The organism is Aeromicrobium senzhongii (genome assembly GCF_014334735.1).
Classification (GTDB): Bacteria; Actinomycetota; Actinomycetes; order Propionibacteriales; family Nocardioidaceae; genus Aeromicrobium; species Aeromicrobium senzhongii.
The window spans coordinates 281,624-297,980 of the sequence record NZ_CP060587.1 but is presented as its reverse complement, the minus strand read 5'-3'; the positions used below and the strand labels follow the sequence as shown (position 1 = coordinate 297,980).

The following is a 16,357-nucleotide window of genomic DNA, read 5'->3' as shown; positions in this document are numbered from 1 at the left end:
GCGATCCGTGGATCAGTGCATCATCACCGGGGGCTGGCCCTGGTCGTCCAGCAGGCGCGCCGCCTCACGCCGCTTCGGCAGGAAGAGGCTGACCACGAGGGCCACGACGCACAGCCAGAAGGCGACGACGAAGCTGGCCGCGAACGCGTGCGCCATGTCCGACAGCACGAGCGACTCGAACCTCGCGCCGAGGGACTGCACGTAGTCCAGCAGCGACGGGTCGGCGGGGACCTGGTCGGCCTCCGCCTTCGACAGGGCCTGGGCCGCCTGGATCGCCCGGCTGTCCTTCATCTGGTTGGTCAGGACGACCGAGATGATCGCGACGCCCACCGAGCTGGCGATCTGCTGGCTGATGTTGAGCAACGTCGAGCCGCGAGCCACCTCGTGCGACTGCAGGGTCCGCAGCGCGGACGTCATGAGCGGCATCATCGTCAGGCCCATGCCCAGGCCCATCACGAACAGCGCCGCGATGATGTAGCCGTAGCCGGTGTCGGCCTCGAGCGAGGTCAGGGCGAACATGCCGCCGCAGATCAGGGCCAGACCGAACGGCACGACCCGGCCGACGGGGAACCGGTCGGCCAGGACACCCGCGAGCGGCATCGTCAGCATCGCGCCGAGGCCCTGCGGGGCCACGAGCAGGCCGGCCTTCAACGGCGTCTCGCCGCCCACCTGCTGGAAGTAGGTCGGCACCAGCAGCAGGCCGCCGAAGAAGGCGCCGGCGAAGATGAACATCGTCAGCGTCGAGATGGACAGGTTGTAGTTCCTGAACAGCCGGAAGTCCAGCAACGGGTGCTTCGGCTTGAACGAGTAGACGATGAACGCGGCAACCAGCAGTCCGCCCACCAGCATCGTCGCCCAGACCTTGGGCTCGCCCATGCCACCGGCGTCGGGGATCGACGAGACGCCGTAGAGGAACAGCGCCAGGCCGGGGCTCATGAGCGCCATGCCGATGAAGTCGAACGACTCGCTCGGGTGCGGGGCGTCCTGCTCCAGCACCCGCCAGGCGTAGATCAGCGCGCCGAGGCCGAGGGGCAGGTTGATCAGGAAGATCCAGTGCCAGGAGGCGTTGTCGATGAGGAAGCCGCCGATGATCGGACCGAGGATCGGGCCGAGCAGCATCGGGATGCCCAAGATGGCCATGAGCCGGCCCATCCGCTCCGGTCCGGCGGCCTTGGTCAGGATCGTCATGCCCAGGGGCATGAGCATGCCGCCGCCGAGGCCCTGGAGCACCCGGAAGCCGATCAGCGTCTCGATGTTCCACGCGGCGGCACACAGCACCGAGCCGGCGGTGAACAGGCCCAGCGCCAGCATGTAGAGGCGCTTGGTGCCGAAGCGGTCCGCCGCCCACCCCGTCAGCGGGATCACGGCGGCGAGCGCGAGGGTGTAGGCGGTGACGGTCCAGGCGACGGTCGAGTAGTTCTCGACGCCCAGCTCCTCCTGGAACGTGGGAAGGGCCACGTTCACCACCGTGATGTCCAGGATGGACATGATCGATCCCAGCACGACGACGCCGGCGATCTTGAGGACCGCCGCATCGATCTTGTCGGGGTACTCCGGCGGCGCGGCCGGGGTGCTAGTTGCCATGGTCTTCTTCCTTCAGTGGCTTGAGGGCCTCGACGAGCGCGAGGCATTGTTCGGGCTCGAGGGCGTCGAGCAGCGTGCGCACGGCGTCCTCCTTGGACTTGAGGTGGCTCTGGGCCAGACTCCGTCCGAGTGCGGAGACGGCGACGAGCTTGACCCGGCGGTCCTCGGGGTTCTCGGTGCGCACGACGAGCTTCTTGCGCACCAGCTGCTCGATGTTGCGTCCGACGGCTGCCGCCGACAGACCCACCGCCCCGGCCAGGTCGCCGATGGCGACGGGACCGTCGTGGTGAGCGAGCGTGAAGACCACTCTGGCCTGCGTGAAGGACAGTTTCAGCTTCGCGACGGCCTCGAGGGACTCGCCCTCGGCCGTGGTGAAGACCCGTCCGAGGAACTCTCGGACGGCATCGAATGCGCAGGCGTGGGGGGAGGCGGTCATGACCCGCAAAACACTAACCCAGATGCAAGTAATCGGAAGGTGTGACCTTCGTGACGCTCTTCACGCCCCGGAGGGGAAAGCACCTCATGGCCCTGCAGTAGAATCGTTGGAGTGCCCACACGCTCTGATCTGCGCAATGTAGCCATCGTCGCCCACGTCGACCACGGCAAAACCACTCTCGTCGACGCGATGCTTCAACAGCAGGGCGCCTACTCCGACCACCAGGAAGTCACCGACCGGGTCATGGACTCGGGTGATCTGGAGCGCGAGAAGGGCATCACGATCCTCGCGAAGAACACGGCGGTCAAGTACTCCGGCCCCGGCTCCGAGGAAGTCCCCGGCAAGGTCGTCACGATCAACATCATCGACACCCCCGGCCACGCCGACTTCGGTGGTGAGGTCGAGCGAGGCCTGTCGATGGTCGACGCGGTCGTCCTGCTGGTCGACGCCTCCGAGGGCCCGCTGCCGCAGACGCGCTTCGTGCTGCGCAAGGCGCTTTCCGCCAAGATGCCCGTCATCCTCGTGGTCAACAAGGTCGATCGTCCCGACGCCCGCATCGCCGAGGTCGTCGACGAGACGTACGACCTGTTCATGGACCTGCTGCCCGAGGATGCCGCCGGCGACGCGCTGGACTTCCCCGTCGTCTACGCCTCCGGCAAGGCCGGCGTCGCCTCGCTGGAGCGCCCCGAGGACGGCACGCTGCCCAACGGCGACAACCTGATCCCCCTGTTCCAGACGATCATGGAGCACGTCCCGGCCCCCGAGTACACCGAGGGCGCGCCCCTGCAGGCGCACGTCACGAACCTCGACTCCTCCCCGTTCCTGGGCCGCCTGGCCCTCGTGCGCGTCGAGGAGGGCGAGCTCAAGAAGGGCCAGCAGGTCGCGTGGATGAAGCGTGACGGCTCGGTCGAGCGCGTCAAGATCACCGAGCTGCTCATCACCGAGGCCCTCGACCGCAAGCCGGGCGAGTCCGCCGGCCCCGGCGACATCGTCGCCATCGCGGGCATCAGCGACATCAACATCGGCGAGACGCTGGCCGACCCCGAGAACCCGGTCGCGCTGCCGCTCATCCACGTCGACGAGCCCGCGATCTCGATGACCATCGGCACCAACACGTCGCCGCTGGCCGGTCGCGAGAAGGGCACGAAGGTCACCGCCCGCCTGGTCAAGGACCGGCTCGAGTCCGAGCTGATCGGCAACGTCTCGATCAAGGTCCTGCCCACCGAGCGTCCCGACGCCTGGGAGGTCCAGGGCCGCGGCGAGCTGGCGCTGGCGATCCTCGTCGAGCAGATGCGTCGCGAGGGCTACGAGCTCACCGTCGGCAAGCCGCAGGTCGTCACGCGCGAGATCGACGGCAAGATCCACGAGCCCGTCGAGCGCCTGACGATCGACGCCCCCGAGGAGTACCTCGGCGGGATCACCCAGCTGCTGGCCGTCCGCAAGGGCCGCATGGAGCAGATGGTCAACCACGGCACCGGCTGGGTCCGCATGGAGTTCCTGGTCCCGGCCCGCGGCCTGATCGGCTTCCGCACCGAGTTCCTCACCGACACCCGCGGCACCGGCATCGCGCACCACATCTCCGAGGGCTACGAGCCCTGGTTCGGCGAGATCTCGACGCGTCCGTCGGGCTCGCTCGTGGCCGACCGCGCCGGCGCCGTCACGTCGTTCGCCATGACCAACCTGCAGGAGCGCGGCACGCTGTTCGTCGAGCCCGGCACCGAGGTCTACGAGGGCATGATCGTCGGCGAGAACTCCCGTGATGACGACATGGACGTCAACATCACCAAGGAGAAGAAGCAGTCGAACGTGCGCTCCTCGACCGCCGACAACTTCGAGAAGGTCATCCCGCCGAAGAAGCTGTCGCTCGAGCAGTGCCTGGAGTTCTGCCGCGAGGACGAGTGCGTCGAGGTCACCCCGACCAACGTGCGCATTCGCAAGGTCGTCCTCGACGCCGGTGAGCGCAGCCGCACCGCCCGCAAGCGCAAGTGAGCTGACTCGGCTCCACCCGAACCCCTCTCCGGCTCCGGCCGGGGAGGGGTTCGTCGTTGTCGGAGATTGTTGACCTGTGCGTCTTGCTCATAGTGTGTGCCACACACTATGGTGTGACACATGGACGACCTGACCCAGCAGCACGTGCAGGAGTTGCGCCGCGGCACGGTGGTGCTCGCGTCACTGCTGAGCCTGCGCGAGCCCGGATACGGCTACGGCCTGCTCGAGTCACTGGCCGAGGCGGGGATCACCGTCGACGGCAACACGCTCTATCCCCTGCTGCGCCGACTCGAGAAGCAGGGACTGCTCACCAGCGACTGGAACACCGACGAGGCCAGGCCTCGGAAGTTCTACCGCACCAGCGCCGAGGGTGAGCGCCTCATCGAGGCGCTGCTCGCCGACTGGCACGAGCTCGACACCGCCCTCGGGCGACTGACCGACGGAGGAACACGATGACCACGACCCTGACCGACCGCTACGTGTATGCCGCCACGCGGTGGCTGCCCGGCAAGACGCGCACCGAGGTCGCGGAGGAGCTCCGTGAGCGCATCGGTGACACCGTGGCCGCCCGCGGCGCCACCCCGGCTGCCGAGAGGGAGACGCTCGAGGAGCTGGGTGACCCACTGCGGGTGGCGGTCGACTACACCGGCCGCGCGCCCGTGCTCATCGGGCCGCGCCTGTTCTTCCCGTGGTTGCGGCTCACGATGCTGCTGGCCGCGATCGTGGGCCCGATCGTCGCCGCGATCGTGGTGATCGTCGCCGCCTTCGACGGTGACTCGATCGGCACGATCGTCGGGGATGGCGTGGGGACCTTGTTCGACGTGACCGTCCACGTCATCTTCTGGACCACCCTCGTGTTCGCGGTGTTGGACTGGACGAACACGTCGGCCGGGGCGCAGACCTGGTCGATCGACCAACTGTCCGAACCGAAGCCCGGTACCAGCGTCTCGGACCTCGTCGCGGGCCTGGTCTTCCTCCCGCTCTTCGCCGCCGCGATCCTGTGGCAGCACTTCGGTTCGCCGTTCTTCGAGGACGGGGACCGCATCGCGATGATCGACCCCGACCTCTGGTCCTGGTACCTGCCGTGGGTTCTCGGGGTGCTCGCGCTGGAGCTGCTGCACCTGCTCTGGGTGTACCGCAGCGGGTGGACCTGGACGACGGCGTGGGCGAACGTCGTCCTGAGCCTGCTCTTCGCGATCCCGACCATCGCCCTGTTGCTCGACAACGCGCTGATCAATCCCGAACTGGTGGCGCACCTGTCGTCATGGGACCCCGAGTACATCGCGACCTCCATGAAGTGGTCCGCGGCCATCGTCGCCCTGGTGAGCCTGTGGGAGATCGTCGACGGATTCCGCAAGGCGTACGTCACCGCGCGAGGACGGGCTCGCGCTCAGTAACCCGAGCCTCGGGTCTGCGCCAGGTAGACGAGCGCCGCCACGGTGCCCAGCAGGGGCAGGATCCCCAGCGGGTTCTGGAAGACGATGTCGACCAGGATCGAGACCGGCAGGATCACCAACCAGATGTTCTTGGGCAAGGTGCCGGCCATCTCGAAGTCATAGGGCTTGCGCCGCACGCAGTCGACCAGGGCGAAGACCTTGGTCGCCAACAGCAGCCACCAGATCAACGGGGTCACGAGAGCCATGGGGGGAAGAATACGGTGGGCACCACTCGCGAGTGGTGCCCACCGTTGATTCTGCGTTCCGCGTGGGTCAGGACGAAGCCTTCTTCGCCGGCGCCTTCTTGGCGGTCGTGGTCTTCTTGGCGGCCGACGAGGTGGTGCCACTGGCCTGCGACGGCGCCTTCTTGGCCGACGTCGAGGTCTTCTTGGCCGTCGTGGAGCCCTTCTTCGCGGGCGCCTTCTTGGCCGTGGCCTTCTTCGCCGTGGAGGCCTTCTTGGCCGGGGCCTTCGCGCCGTTCGTGCTGGACTTCGCGGCCGCCTTCTTGGCGGTCGTGGTGCTCTTCGTGGCCGTGTCGGACGTCTTCGCCGTGCCGGACTTCTTCGCCGCGGGCGCGGTGGCCGAGCGGGTCCGGGCCGAGTTCGCGAAGGAGGAGGCTGCCGCGCCGGCGGTGCCGGTGGCGTCCTCGACGGCCTCGGCGGCCTTGCCCGTGAGCTCCTCGGCCTTGGCGGTCAGCTCGTCGATGATCTCCTCGGCCTTGTCCTTGAGGTCGCCGACCAGGTCGTCGGCCTTCTCGCGGAAGTCGTCGACCGTGTTCTTCAGGTCGTCGAGGGTGACGTCGTCGACCTTGCCGCGCAGCTCACTGACGACGGCCTCCGCCCGGGCGGCGAGGTCCTCGGCGGCGGTGCGGACGTCGTCGACGCTCAGGCCCTTGGCCAGGTCGACGAGGTCGTCGGCCTTCTTCACCAGGTCCGAGTACGTGGCGGTGACCGATCCGAGCGCGGTCTGCGCCAGGGTCTCGGCCTTCTTCTGCAGGCCGCTCACGTCGAATCCCTTGACGGAGGCGGGCAGGGCGCGGATGTCGTCCAGCATCGACTTGATCTGGGCGTTGATGGTGTCGGTGATGCTCATGGTCTCTCCTCGAGGTCTGCGGTTCCGACGAATGAGCGGTAGATGTCCCGCAAAGCCGTCTTCTGGCGCGTGGTCAACCGCGGATCGCGGTCGATGGCGTCCTCCACCAAGTAGGCCCCCGACTGCTCGGCATCGAGGATGCCGGCGCGGACGTAGAGCGACTCGGCCGAGATCCTCAGTGCCTTCGCGATCTGCTGCAGCACCTCGGCGGACGGTTTGCGCAGGCCACGCTCGATCTGGCTGAGGTACGGATTCGACACGTCCGCGAGCTCGGCCAGCTGTCGCAGTGACATCTGCGCCTGGGTCCGCTGGTCACGCAGGTACTCGCCGAGCGACCCCATGGCCGATCCGACTGCATCTGGCATGTTCAGCTTCCCCATGGCCCCAGCGTGCTTGCAAAAGTTAGCAAGTGCAAGCAACTGTGATGCACCGGACACGTTGCTCCGCTTCGCGGCCTCGCCGGGTTACCCTGTGGGCGCCGAAGGTGCCCTCGGGCGGTGCCCTCTTTCCCCAGCCCGACCCCCATGCCTACCTCGTTGCTCCGCCGCGTTCTCGTGGCGCTCGCCCTGACCAGCACCCTCCTGGTCGCCCCTGCCACCTCCGCCCAGGCCGCCCCCGCGAAGCCCGCGAAGGTCTCGAAGATCACCGCCAAGACCACGACGACGACCCTGACGATCCGCTGGAAGCGGCCGAAGCGCGCGACCTCGTTCGCGGTGTGCGTCAAGACCGATCCCGGGGCGAAGCGGTGCGTCCGCAGCGTCCGCACCCGCAAGACCTCCGTGACCTTCAAGAAGCTGAAGCCCAACTCGGGTCACGACTTCTACTACCGGGTGCGCTCGTACCGCGGCAAGAAGCACTCCGCCGCGACCAAGTGGAAGCGCGCGAACCTGCGCGTCGCGAAGGGAACGGCCAACCGCGTCGTCGGCGGCCGCGGCGACCGGCTGGGCTACCAGTGGTCGCCCACCACCAGCGCGACGAGCTACCAGCTCCAGGTGGCCACCGATCGGGGCTTCACCACCGGCGTCCACACGGTCGGCCGCAAGAAGACGGCCGGCACGGTGACCGGCCTCAACGGCGGCATGACCTACTTCGCCCGGGTGCGCGGCGTGAACGGCTCGGTCAAGGGCGCCTGGGGCCCCGTCTCGACGGCCAAGCTGGCACCGACGCCCGTGCGGGCGACCGTGGCCACCTACAACCTGTGCGGCGAGGACAGGTGCCGCTCCGCCGACAGCCCGGCCTGGTTCCTGCGGTACGTGCCGAAGTGGACCGTGCGCAAGCCGCTCGCCGCCGCGGTCGTGCGGTCGGCCGATCCGGACGTCATCGTCACCCAGGAGTCGGCGACGAAGACGGCGTTCCACACCGCGCTGCCCGGGTTCACCCGCGGGGCCTACAAGAGCGCCAAGACCATCTACTTCCGGTCGTCGCGGTTCACCGCCCTCGACGGCGGATGGATCACCCTGGACTCCGAGACCAAGCGGTACGCGACGTGGAACCTGTTGCGTGACCGCCAGGCGGGCACGGCCTTCATCGTCGTCGATGCCCACCTCGAGCCGCTGAAGGGCGTCGCCAAGGACGACCGTCGCCGGAAGCAGACCCAGCGACTCATCTCGCGGATCTCGGCGGTGAACCCGCACGGCCTGCCGGTGGTGTGGGGCGGCGACTGGAACTCCAACGCGTCGAACGCCAATCAGTCCAACTACCCCGGCGGCTACGACGCGCCCCGCCGCGAGTTCGAGCGCCACGGCGTGGTCGACGCGCTGACCCGGACGACCGACCGGCTCAACGCCGAGCTCAACAGCGCCAATGCCGGTGTCCCGACGCCGAAGGCCAACGGTCACCACGTCGACGGGATCTACGTGCCTCGGTCCGGAGTCACCGTCGAGTCCTGGCTGATGCCGGCGAACTTCACCGACACTCCGACCGGTCGTCAGTACGCCACGCCGTTCCCGTCCGACCACAATCCCGTCGTCGCGAAGCTGGTGCTCGCGACCCCGTAGGATGCGGGCATGCCCGGTCTTTTCCGCTCCTTGTGCCTGCTCGGCACCGGGGGTGCATTGATCGGCGGGGCCGCCCTGATGGCCACCACCACCGACGCCGAGGGGAACGGACCGGTCACCCGTCTCGCCGGGATCGAGCGGCCCTACCTCAAGGTGCTGTCGGTGGAGGTCGCCCCGAGGGAGGTGTCCCTCGCCTGGTCGGGCAACGGCAGTCAGTACCGCGTCTCCCTGGGCGACGACCTCACGAGGCCCGCTCGCACGATCGTCACCACCGAGCCGACGGCCAAGCTCCCCGCTCCGGAGGCGGCCGACCCCAAGGGCCGGGTCAGCTACCGGGTCGAGTCGGTCGAGGCGGGCACCACCGAGGTCGCCGTCGAGGGCACCGTGACCCTGCTGCCCGGCGTGCCGCCACGGCCCAAGGTCAAGCGCACCGCGCCCGAGGGCGCCGTCGTGAAGTGGAAGCCGGCCGACTACGCCACCACGTACGACGTCGCCGTCTCGACGTCCAGGAAGAAGCTGCCGAAGAAGGTCGAGCGGCTGACCCGGGGCGGCACGGCGTTCGCCACCGACTCCTTGAAGCCCGAGCGCACGTACTGGGTCCGCGTGCGTGCGGTGGGCGAGGCCGGTGTCAGCCGGTTCGGCCCGCCGACGAAGGTCACCACTCCCCCGGCGGACTCCGAGTTCTCGATCGGGTCGTGGAACATCTGCTCCGAGGCCTGTTCCGGGTTCGGTGGCCGCGTCGGCGGCCAGGCCGCCCAGGTCCATGCCTCCGGCGTCGACATCCTGGCCCTGCAGGAGGCCGGCGGCCAGCGCGTCGGCCCGACCACCCGCGCGGCGTTCAGCGGCGGCCCGAAGAACCTCGTCGCCGCCGAGGGCGGCGGCAACTCGCGCTACCTGTCCTACTCGCCGGAGAAGTTCACCCAGCTCGGCGGTGGCCGCTGGTCCCTGGGGCACGGCCGATGGGCGACGTGGGCCCGACTCGAGGACAAGCTGACCGAGCGTCCGTTCATCGTGGTCAGCGTCCACCTGCTGAGCGGGCACAAGAAGAACGGCGAGCGGGCCGCCGAGATGCGGAGCCTGATGGGTGGCCTCGCGGGGATCAACACCCAGGACGACCCCGTCGTCCTGGCCGGCGACTTCAACTCCGGCACGCACCGCAGCGGGGACACCGTCGGGCCGATCGTCCGGTCGTCGGGGTACAAGGACACCGTCGAGGTCGCCGACGAGACGCAGAACGCCCAGGTCAACACCGGCAGCCGACGCGGCGACAAGGCGATCATGTCCCACGACCACGTCGACCACATCTACGTGTCGAGCGACTGGGAGGTCCCCGCCTGGCGTCAGTGGGCCAACCTGTCGGGCACCACGTACGTCGGCACGTGGCTCTCGGACCACAACATGATCGCGGCGACGGTCACCCTCGAACGCGCCGAGAAGGACGCCGTCAAGGATCCCAGCGAGGTCGTCAAGGTGCCGGCGAAACTCCGTGAAGAGGTCGCCCCGACCACCACCTCCTCGCCCTCCGCCACTCTCCCCCTCCGGGAATGATGTGACGGAAGTGACATTCGCGCATTAGGCTCGGGCTCATGCGTCTTCGCCTGTTGGCCTGTGCCCTGACCGCCGTGCTCGCCGCGGCGACGCTGGGCACCCCTGCGGTCGCGGCGCCGAAGAAGCCCGGCAAGGTCGGTCTGGTGTCGGTCACCGGCACCGCGACCTACACGTCCGCCGGCAAGAAGTACGCCCGGATCTCGGTGTCGTGGCCCCGAGCCTCCCGGGCCACCCGCTACCAGGTGTTCGTGGGCAACTCGAAGGCCCACGTCGCGAAGCAGAAGAAGCCCCGCACCACGGTCCGCTCGCCGAAGGCGACGATCAAGAAGCTGAAGCGCAACAAGGTCTACTGGGTCCAGGTCAGGGCACTCAACGGCAAGCGCGCCGGCAGCCGCTCGGCCCGGATCGCCCGCGTCACGCCTGCCGCCTCGGCCACGCTCAGCACCGCACGCCACCCGGTCTACAGCCTGATGAGCTACAACGTCTGCTCGAACGCCTGCAGCCGGTGGAGCACCCGGGCCCCGCTCGTCGTGCGCGAGGTGCAGCGCCTCAAGCCCGACGTATTGGCGCTCCAGGAGGCCAGCCGCTGGGGAACGACGATCATCCCCGGGTACACCGAGACGCTCGGCGGCAAGGACAACCGGATCCTCTACCGCACCGCCGCCTTCGAGCAGGTCGAGCAGACGCTGAGTCCCGAGCAGCAGTCGGCCGAGTGCCCCCTCGCGGTCGACCCCGAGAACAACCTCGTCCTCGGCGACGACGGCAAGCCCGTGCGCGCCGAGCCGTGCATCCTGCCGGTGGACGGCATCGCGGATCCGCCCGGCAAGCAGGCCCCGTGGGCCGTGCTGCGTCACCGGGCCAGCGGCCAGACGGTCGTGTTCGTGGCCGTCCATCTGCAGGTCGACGACAAGCGCTCGATGGCCACCCGCCGCGCCACCCAGGCGACCGACATCTTCTCGGCGCTCGGCGCCCAGCTCGCCTGGTGGGGCCGGAACGTGCGCAGCATGCCGGTCGTCGTCCTCGGCGACTTCAACACCAACCGCAGCCGCGCGGGCAACAACCGCCTCGAGAGCGTCATGCACGCCAACGGGTTCTACGACGCGTACGAACAGGCCCGTTCGCTGAGCCGCCAGCACTTCAACACGGCCAACCCGCGGTGGCTGACCAAGCCCGTCGTGGGCGTGACGTGGGGCGACCACGTCGACAAGGCCTGGGTCCGCCCCGGGCGTAGCCGCGTCGTCTCCTGGGCCAACGCCGGACGGATGTCCGGCGGCCGCTTCGTCGCCCCGCTGCCGTCGGACCACCACCCGCTGCTGGTGCGCGCGCAGGTGTCCTGAGGCCCGCGGTTTACCACGGTCCCGTGGTAAACCAGCGCCTCCCCAGGGAAGTTTCCCCAGGGAGGCGACGACGTCCCGTGGGACGGCAGTGAACGGTCAGTCCTTCTTGTGCCGCGGCTTCTTGGTGCCGGCCGACTCGGGCTTGCCCTTCCCGGCGGGCTTGGAGTACGACCCGGAGGACCCGGAGCCCTTGGAGTAGGTCTTGCCGGCCGGCTTGGAGTACGGCTTCTTCCGCTCGCCACCGGGACGGCCCGAATCGGGCGCGATGTCGATCTTCTTGCCCGAGATCCGCGTGTTGGCCAGCAGGTCGAACACCTCGTCCGGCAGGTCGGCCGGGAGCTCGACGAGCGTGTGTTCGACACCGATGGTGATCTTGCCGAAGTCCGAGCGCTTCAGTCCGCCCTCGTTCGCGAGCGCGCCGACGACCATCGACGGCCGGATCTTGTGACGCTTGCCCACGGCGAGCCGGTAGGTCGCCATGCCGTCGGAAGACGGGCGCTCGGTGCGCTCACGCTTCTCGCGCGGCTCCCGCGGCTCGCGCTTCTCCTGCGGCGGGTCGGGGCGCAGGAAGAACGCCTTGTCGTCCTGGCTCATGACGGCCAGCGCGGCGGCGATGTCGGTCATGTCGACGTCATGCTGCTGCGCGTACTGCTCGACGAGGCCCTTGTAGACCTCGAATTCCGGGTCGCCCATCGCCGTGGTGATCGAGGCGGCGAACCGGTCGGCGCGCTTGGCGTTGACCTCGTCGGGGGTCGGCACGGCCATCTGCTCGACCGGCCGGCCCGAGACCCGCTCGAGGGACTTGAGCATGCCGCGCTCGCGCGGGGTGACGAACACGATCGCATCGCCCGAACGACCGGCGCGGCCGGTCCGGCCGATGCGGTGCACGTACGCCTCGGGGTCGTGCGGGATGTCGTAGTTGACCACGTGGGTGATCCGGTCGACGTCGAGTCCGCGGGCTGCCACGTCGGTGGCGACGACGATGTCGACGACACCGCTCTTGAGCTGGCCGACGGTGCGCTCACGCTGGGCCTGGGCGAGGTCGCCGTTGAGTGCCGCCACGGTGTAGCCGCGGCTGCGCAGCTTCTCGGCGAGCTCCTCGGTGGCCGACTTCGTGCGGACGAAGATCAGCATGGCGTCGCCCTGCTCGACCTCGAGCACGCGCGTCAGGGCGTCGAGCTTGTTGTGGTGCGAGACCGGCATCCAGCGCTGGCGCACGTTCGTCGTGCTGCGCGTGGCCTGCGGGGTCGAGATGTCCTGCGGGTCGTGCAGGTACTTCTTCGCGAGTCGGCGGATGCCCGGGGGCATCGTGGCCGAGAACAGCGCGACCTGCTTGTACTCCGGGGTGTCGGCCAAGATCCGCTCGACGTCCTCGGCGAAGCCCATGTTGAGCATCTCGTCGGCCTCGTCCAGGACGAGCATCTCGAGGGCCGAGAGGTCGAGCGAGCCGCGCTCGAGGTGGTCGATCACGCGACCGGGGGTGCCGACGACGACCTGGGCGCCGCGCTTGAGCCCGGACAGCTGGGCGCCGTAGCTCTGGCCGCCGTAGACCGGCAGGACCTTCAGTCCGGTGCCGGAGGAGTAGCTCTGGATGGCCTCGCTGACCTGCAGGGCCAACTCGCGGGTGGGCGCCAGCACGAGGGCCTGGGTGTGCGAGGAGCCCGGGTCCAGGCGCTGCACCATCGGCAGCGCGAACGCGGCGGTCTTGCCGGTGCCGGTCTGGGCCAGCCCGACCACGTCACCGCCCTGGAGCAGGGCCGGGATCGCCTGGGCCTGGATGGGGCTCGGCGTCTCGTAGCCGAGGGCGCGCACGACCTGGACGAGCGAGTCGTCCAGGCCGAGGTCGTCGAACGAGAGGGTTTCGGAGGGGGCTTCGGTCATCACATGTTCAATCCGGCCCGCACGTGCAGGCCTGCGTCAGGGTCGACGATCGGCTCCTGTGCGGCGGCGACGCCGTCGGCCAGGAGCGTTGCATCCACCGGGGTGTTGCGCTTGAGAAGAGCCAGGCCGATCGGCCCGAGCTCGTGGTGCCGGGCGGCGCTGCCGACCTGTCCGACGACCTTGTCGCCGAGCAGGACGTCCGCGCCGTGCGGGGGCAGGTGGTCGACGGAGCCGTCGAGGTGCAGCAGGGTCAGCCGGCGCGGCGGACGGCCGAGGTTGTGGACCCGGGCGACCGTCTCCTGTCCGCGGTAGCAGCCCTTGTCGAGGTGGACGGCCGATCCCAGCAGGCCGACCTCGTTGGGGATGGTGCGCTCGTCGGTGTCGAGACCGAACCGGGGGCGGCCCGCGGCGATGCGCAGCGCCTCCCACGCGTAGACGCCGACCGGGGTGCCCGGGACGGCATCGAGGTCCTGGACGAACTCGGTGGCCAGACCTCCGGCGTAACGGCCGACGACGAACCGGTCGTCGACGGCGGCGACCTCGACGCGCGACATGAAGCGCATCCGGTCGAGGAACTCGGTCAGGGCGGCGCCGGCGCCGGGCTCGGTGTGCGCCCAGAAGGTCTCGCCGTCGTCCAGGCCACTGAAGTCGTGCTCGATGCGGCCCTGCGGCGAGAGCAGCAGGACGTCCGTCCACCGGCCCACGGCCAGGCCCTCGAGGTACTGCGTCGTCAGCGAGTGCAGCCAGGTGAGGCGGTCCGGGCCCGTGATGCGCAGGACGTCACGGTGCGAGAGGTCGACGAAGCCGTCGCCGGACAGCAGCGTGCGCTGCTCGGCGGCGAAGGACGATCCGTAGTGCGCGGCGACGCCGGCATCGGGTCCCTCGGCCTCGACGGCGCCGGGTCGGCTCAGCAGCGGGCTAGACACGCTCGAGCTTCCCCCACAGGTGCGACTGCATCGGCTGGCCCTCGGCGGCCATGTCGTAGGCGTACATCAGCGCGCCCTCGACCAGCCCGTACATCCGCTGGCCGGCGGTGTACTCCTTCGCACTGACGGTGCGGGCGACGACGTCGGTGGCCAGCGTGATGCGGGCTCCGTCGGTCTCGCCGTACCAGATCTCGGCGTAGCCGGTCGGGTGCGCGAGCACGAGCTCGACCTTGCCCTCGCCGGACGGACGCAGGAAGCCGGTCTCGAGAGCACCGGGGCGCACCCGCTCGCCCTCGTCGTCGGTGATCCAGGCGCGGCTGAAGTAGTGCAGGAAGGGCCGTCCGTCGTGCGCGAAGACCACGTCCTGCTCGTAGCTGAAGGCCTCGATCGTCGGGTAGTCGCCCCGGCCGTTGCCGTGCCACGTCCCGAGGAGCCACGCCACCGGCATCAGATCGGGGTGGAGGTCGCTGGGGATCTGGAAGGCCATGGGTTCCATGCTATCGGCCGGTCTCCAAGGCGCCGATACGCTCCTGCCATGCGTGCGGTGGTGCAGCGGGTCAGCCGGGCCGAGGTACGGGTCGAGGACGAGGTCGTGGGCCGATTGGACGGCCCCGGCCTGGTCGTCCTGCTCGGGGTGACCCATGAGGACACGCCGGACGATGCCGACCGACTGGCGGCCAAGATCGTGCGGATGCGGATCATGGCGGGCGAGCGGTCGGTCGACGAGACCGGTGGCGGTGTCCTGGCGATCAGCCAGTTCACGCTCTACGCCGACACCCGCAAGGGCCGCCGGCCCTCGTGGGGAGCAGCCGCCCCGGGTCCGGTCGCCGAGCCGCTCTACGAGCGGTTCTGCGCCGCCGTCGGGGCCGCCGGAGTGCCGGTGGAGCGCGGCGTGTTCGGCGCCGACATGGCCGTCGACCTCGTGAACGACGGACCCGTCACGATGGTGCTGGATTCCTGAGGGATTCTCTCAGTATGGGCCGTCATACTGGGGAGGTTGTCGACGACGAGGAGAACACTGGTGAGTGACGCACCCGAGGTGGTCCGGAAACCCGGATCCCGTGCGTCGAACCGTCGTTCCTTCCGCCAGCGCCATCCCGCCGTCGTGTGGGCGGTCGTGCTGATCGTCCTGCTGCCCCTGGTCGGCGGCGCCGCCTACGCCTGGAATCTCAAGCGCAAGCTCGACGACGTCGAGACGGTGAAGCTGAACCCGAAGGAAGCCCCCGATCCCGACGAGGGCCGGGCTCTCAACGTCCTGCTGCTCGGCTCGGACAAGGGTGAGCCCAAGAAGGGTCAGCCCAAGAACACGACGATCGCCGAGGACGCCGCCTCCGGCGACTGGCCCGTCGGCAAGTACCGCAGCGACACCTTGATGATCGTCCACATCCCGGCCGATCGGAAGAAGGTCTACCTCGTCTCGCTGCCGCGCGACTCGCTCGTCCCGATCTACGACGCCGAGGGCAAGACGACCCATTCGGAGAAGCTGAACGCGGCCTTCGCCATGGGCGGCCCCGTCGCCACCATCAACACCGTCGAGAAGCTCACGGGCCTGAAGATGGACCACCTCGCGATCATCGACTGGGCGGGCTTCAAGGACCTGTCGTCCGCCGTCGGCGGTGTCGAGGTCACGATCCCGCGCTCCTTCTACGACCCGCAGCAGAAGATCCAGTGGAACGCGGGCAAGCAGACGCTCGAGGGCAAGAAGGCGCTCGACTACGTCCGCACGCGCTACGGACTGGCCGGTGGCGACTTCGACCGCATCAAGCGCCAGCAGAACTTCATGCGCGCCCTCATGGGCAAGATGCTCAGCTCGGGCGTGACGACCAACCCGAACAAGCTGACCAAGACGGTGTCGGCGCTGACCGACAACCTCACGGTCGACGAGGGCTGGTCCGGCACGGCGATGGCGAAGCTGGCCCTGTCGTTGCGCGGCATCACCACCGACGACGTCACGTTCATGACCGCACCGGTCCAGGGCACCGAGACCATCCCGGTCTACGGCAGCGTCGTGGTCCTGCAGCAGGACAAGCTCGCCGAGCTGTTCACGGCCCTGGGCAAGGACAAGATGGGCAAGTACCTCAAGAAGTACCCCGACGACGTCCTGCCGGACGCCGAAGAGGTCTCCTGATCC

Annotated in this window: 16 protein-coding genes; 8 read left to right on the top strand and 8 right to left on the bottom strand. The window is 69.1% G+C overall.

Features of this window, described 5'->3' with window-relative positions; all coding sequences use genetic code 11:
- Nucleotides 1–12 precede the first annotated feature (12 nt).
- Entirely contained in the window at nt 13–1,584 is a 1,572-nt protein-coding gene (locus H9L21_RS01490; RefSeq protein ID WP_154595970.1) for a DHA2 family efflux MFS transporter permease subunit, read from the bottom strand.
- A complete protein-coding gene (locus tag H9L21_RS01485) occupies nt 1,574–2,020 on the bottom strand; it encodes a MarR family winged helix-turn-helix transcriptional regulator (protein ID WP_154595972.1) in 447 nt (148 codons plus the stop codon). The genes H9L21_RS01490 and H9L21_RS01485 overlap by 11 nt, the downstream gene beginning before the upstream one ends.
- Before the next feature lie 111 nt (nt 2,021–2,131).
- On the opposite strand from H9L21_RS01485, the gene typA reads away from it, so the two are divergent.
- The 3 genes from typA to H9L21_RS01470 all read left to right on the top strand — a co-directional run bounded on the left by typA (nt 2,132) and on the right by H9L21_RS01470 (nt 5,406).
- A complete protein-coding gene (gene typA, locus H9L21_RS01480; protein ID WP_187411690.1) occupies nt 2,132–4,009 on the top strand; it encodes a translational GTPase TypA in 1,878 nt (625 codons plus the stop codon).
- A 120-nt stretch (nt 4,010–4,129) separates the two neighbouring features.
- Nucleotides 4,130–4,465: a PadR family transcriptional regulator gene (locus H9L21_RS01475; RefSeq protein ID WP_154595973.1), complete on the top strand. Its 336-nt coding sequence runs from the start codon at nt 4,130–4,132 to the stop codon at nt 4,463–4,465.
- Nucleotides 4,462–5,406, top strand: a complete 945-nt coding sequence (locus H9L21_RS01470; protein ID WP_154595975.1) for a hypothetical protein — start codon at nt 4,462–4,464, stop codon at nt 5,404–5,406. The genes H9L21_RS01475 and H9L21_RS01470 overlap by 4 nt, the downstream gene beginning before the upstream one ends.
- Here the strand turns inward: H9L21_RS01470 and H9L21_RS01465 are convergent.
- The 3 genes from H9L21_RS01465 to H9L21_RS01455 form a co-directional block, all read right to left on the bottom strand.
- On the bottom strand, nt 5,400–5,651 hold the full coding sequence (locus H9L21_RS01465) for a DUF2516 family protein (protein ID WP_154595977.1): 252 nt from the start codon (nt 5,649–5,651) through the stop codon (nt 5,400–5,402). The two genes, H9L21_RS01470 and H9L21_RS01465, sit on opposite strands and share 7 nt — an antisense overlap.
- Nucleotides 5,652–5,718: 67 nt before the next feature.
- Nucleotides 5,719–6,537 (bottom strand): hypothetical protein, encoded by an 819-nt coding sequence (locus H9L21_RS01460; protein WP_154595979.1) that lies wholly within the window; start codon nt 6,535–6,537, stop codon nt 5,719–5,721.
- Nucleotides 6,534–6,917, bottom strand: a complete 384-nt coding sequence (locus H9L21_RS01455) for a helix-turn-helix domain-containing protein (protein ID WP_222865818.1) — start codon at nt 6,915–6,917, stop codon at nt 6,534–6,536. The genes H9L21_RS01460 and H9L21_RS01455 overlap by 4 nt, the downstream gene beginning before the upstream one ends.
- A gap of 144 nt (nt 6,918–7,061) precedes the next feature.
- Between H9L21_RS01455 and H9L21_RS01450 the strand changes: the two genes are divergently transcribed.
- Genes H9L21_RS01450 through H9L21_RS01440 form a run of 3 tightly spaced genes read left to right on the top strand, consistent with a single transcriptional unit; the run spans nt 7,062 to nt 11,419 of the window.
- Complete coding sequence (locus tag H9L21_RS01450; RefSeq protein ID WP_154595980.1) at nt 7,062–8,534, top strand: endonuclease/exonuclease/phosphatase family protein; 1,473 nt, start codon at nt 7,062–7,064, stop codon at nt 8,532–8,534.
- 9 nt (nt 8,535–8,543) lie between these two features.
- The gene (locus tag H9L21_RS01445; RefSeq protein ID WP_154595982.1) at nt 8,544–10,082 is read left to right on the top strand and encodes an endonuclease/exonuclease/phosphatase family protein; all 1,539 of its coding nucleotides are present in this window, start codon (nt 8,544–8,546) and stop codon (nt 10,080–10,082) included.
- A 38-nt stretch (nt 10,083–10,120) separates the two neighbouring features.
- Nucleotides 10,121–11,419 carry an endonuclease/exonuclease/phosphatase family protein gene (locus H9L21_RS01440; protein ID WP_154595983.1) on the top strand — a complete coding sequence of 433 codons (1,299 nt, stop codon included), beginning with the start codon at nt 10,121–10,123 and terminating at the stop codon, nt 11,417–11,419.
- Between the two features lie 96 nt (nt 11,420–11,515).
- On the opposite strand, the gene H9L21_RS01435 is transcribed toward H9L21_RS01440, so the two are convergent.
- The 3 genes from H9L21_RS01435 to H9L21_RS01425 are packed head-to-tail and all read right to left on the bottom strand — an operon-like array spanning nt 11,516 to nt 14,713.
- A complete protein-coding gene (locus H9L21_RS01435) occupies nt 11,516–13,300 on the bottom strand; it encodes a DEAD/DEAH box helicase (protein ID WP_154595985.1) in 1,785 nt (594 codons plus the stop codon).
- Nucleotides 13,300–14,226: a CAF17-like 4Fe-4S cluster assembly/insertion protein YgfZ gene (ygfZ, locus tag H9L21_RS01430; protein ID WP_187411689.1), complete on the bottom strand. Its 927-nt coding sequence runs from the start codon at nt 14,224–14,226 to the stop codon at nt 13,300–13,302. Before ygfZ ends, H9L21_RS01435 begins: the two co-directional genes overlap by 1 nt.
- A complete protein-coding gene (locus tag H9L21_RS01425; RefSeq protein ID WP_154595986.1) occupies nt 14,219–14,713 on the bottom strand; it encodes a heme-binding beta-barrel domain-containing protein in 495 nt (164 codons plus the stop codon). The genes ygfZ and H9L21_RS01425 overlap by 8 nt, the downstream gene beginning before the upstream one ends.
- 48 nt (nt 14,714–14,761) lie before the next feature.
- Between H9L21_RS01425 and dtd the strand changes: the two genes are divergently transcribed.
- Together dtd and H9L21_RS01415 are read left to right on the top strand one after the other, a co-directional pair.
- A complete protein-coding gene (gene dtd, locus H9L21_RS01420; RefSeq protein ID WP_154595988.1) occupies nt 14,762–15,187 on the top strand; it encodes a D-aminoacyl-tRNA deacylase in 426 nt (141 codons plus the stop codon).
- 60 nt (nt 15,188–15,247) lie between these two features.
- Nucleotides 15,248–16,354: an LCP family protein gene (locus tag H9L21_RS01415; protein ID WP_154595989.1), complete on the top strand. Its 1,107-nt coding sequence runs from the start codon at nt 15,248–15,250 to the stop codon at nt 16,352–16,354.
- Nucleotides 16,355–16,357: the final 3 nt, after the last annotated feature.

What these genes read in the sequence shown, in the direction of transcription:
- H9L21_RS01490 (WP_154595970.1), bottom strand. Translation starts at nt 1,584, where the DNA reads ATGGCAACTAGCACCCCGGCCGCGCCGCCGGAGTACCCCGACAAGATC.
- H9L21_RS01485 (WP_154595972.1), bottom strand. Translation starts at nt 2,020, where the DNA reads ATGACCGCCTCCCCCCACGCCTGCGCATTCGATGCCGTCCGAGAGTTC.
- H9L21_RS01475 (WP_154595973.1), top strand. Translation starts at nt 4,130, where the DNA reads ATGGACGACCTGACCCAGCAGCACGTGCAGGAGTTGCGCCGCGGCACG.
- H9L21_RS01470 (WP_154595975.1), top strand. Translation starts at nt 4,462, where the DNA reads ATGACCACGACCCTGACCGACCGCTACGTGTATGCCGCCACGCGGTGG.
- H9L21_RS01465 (WP_154595977.1), bottom strand. Translation starts at nt 5,651, where the DNA reads ATGGCTCTCGTGACCCCGTTGATCTGGTGGCTGCTGTTGGCGACCAAG.
- H9L21_RS01460 (WP_154595979.1), bottom strand. Translation starts at nt 6,537, where the DNA reads ATGAGCATCACCGACACCATCAACGCCCAGATCAAGTCGATGCTGGAC.
- H9L21_RS01455 (WP_222865818.1), bottom strand. Translation starts at nt 6,917, where the DNA reads ATGGGGAAGCTGAACATGCCAGATGCAGTCGGATCGGCCATGGGGTCG.
- H9L21_RS01450 (WP_154595980.1), top strand. Translation starts at nt 7,062, where the DNA reads ATGCCTACCTCGTTGCTCCGCCGCGTTCTCGTGGCGCTCGCCCTGACC.
- H9L21_RS01445 (WP_154595982.1), top strand. Translation starts at nt 8,544, where the DNA reads ATGCCCGGTCTTTTCCGCTCCTTGTGCCTGCTCGGCACCGGGGGTGCA.
- H9L21_RS01440 (WP_154595983.1), top strand. Translation starts at nt 10,121, where the DNA reads ATGCGTCTTCGCCTGTTGGCCTGTGCCCTGACCGCCGTGCTCGCCGCG.
- H9L21_RS01435 (WP_154595985.1), bottom strand. Translation starts at nt 13,300, where the DNA reads ATGACCGAAGCCCCCTCCGAAACCCTCTCGTTCGACGACCTCGGCCTG.
- H9L21_RS01425 (WP_154595986.1), bottom strand. Translation starts at nt 14,713, where the DNA reads ATGGCCTTCCAGATCCCCAGCGACCTCCACCCCGATCTGATGCCGGTG.
- dtd (WP_154595988.1), top strand. Translation starts at nt 14,762, where the DNA reads ATGCGTGCGGTGGTGCAGCGGGTCAGCCGGGCCGAGGTACGGGTCGAG.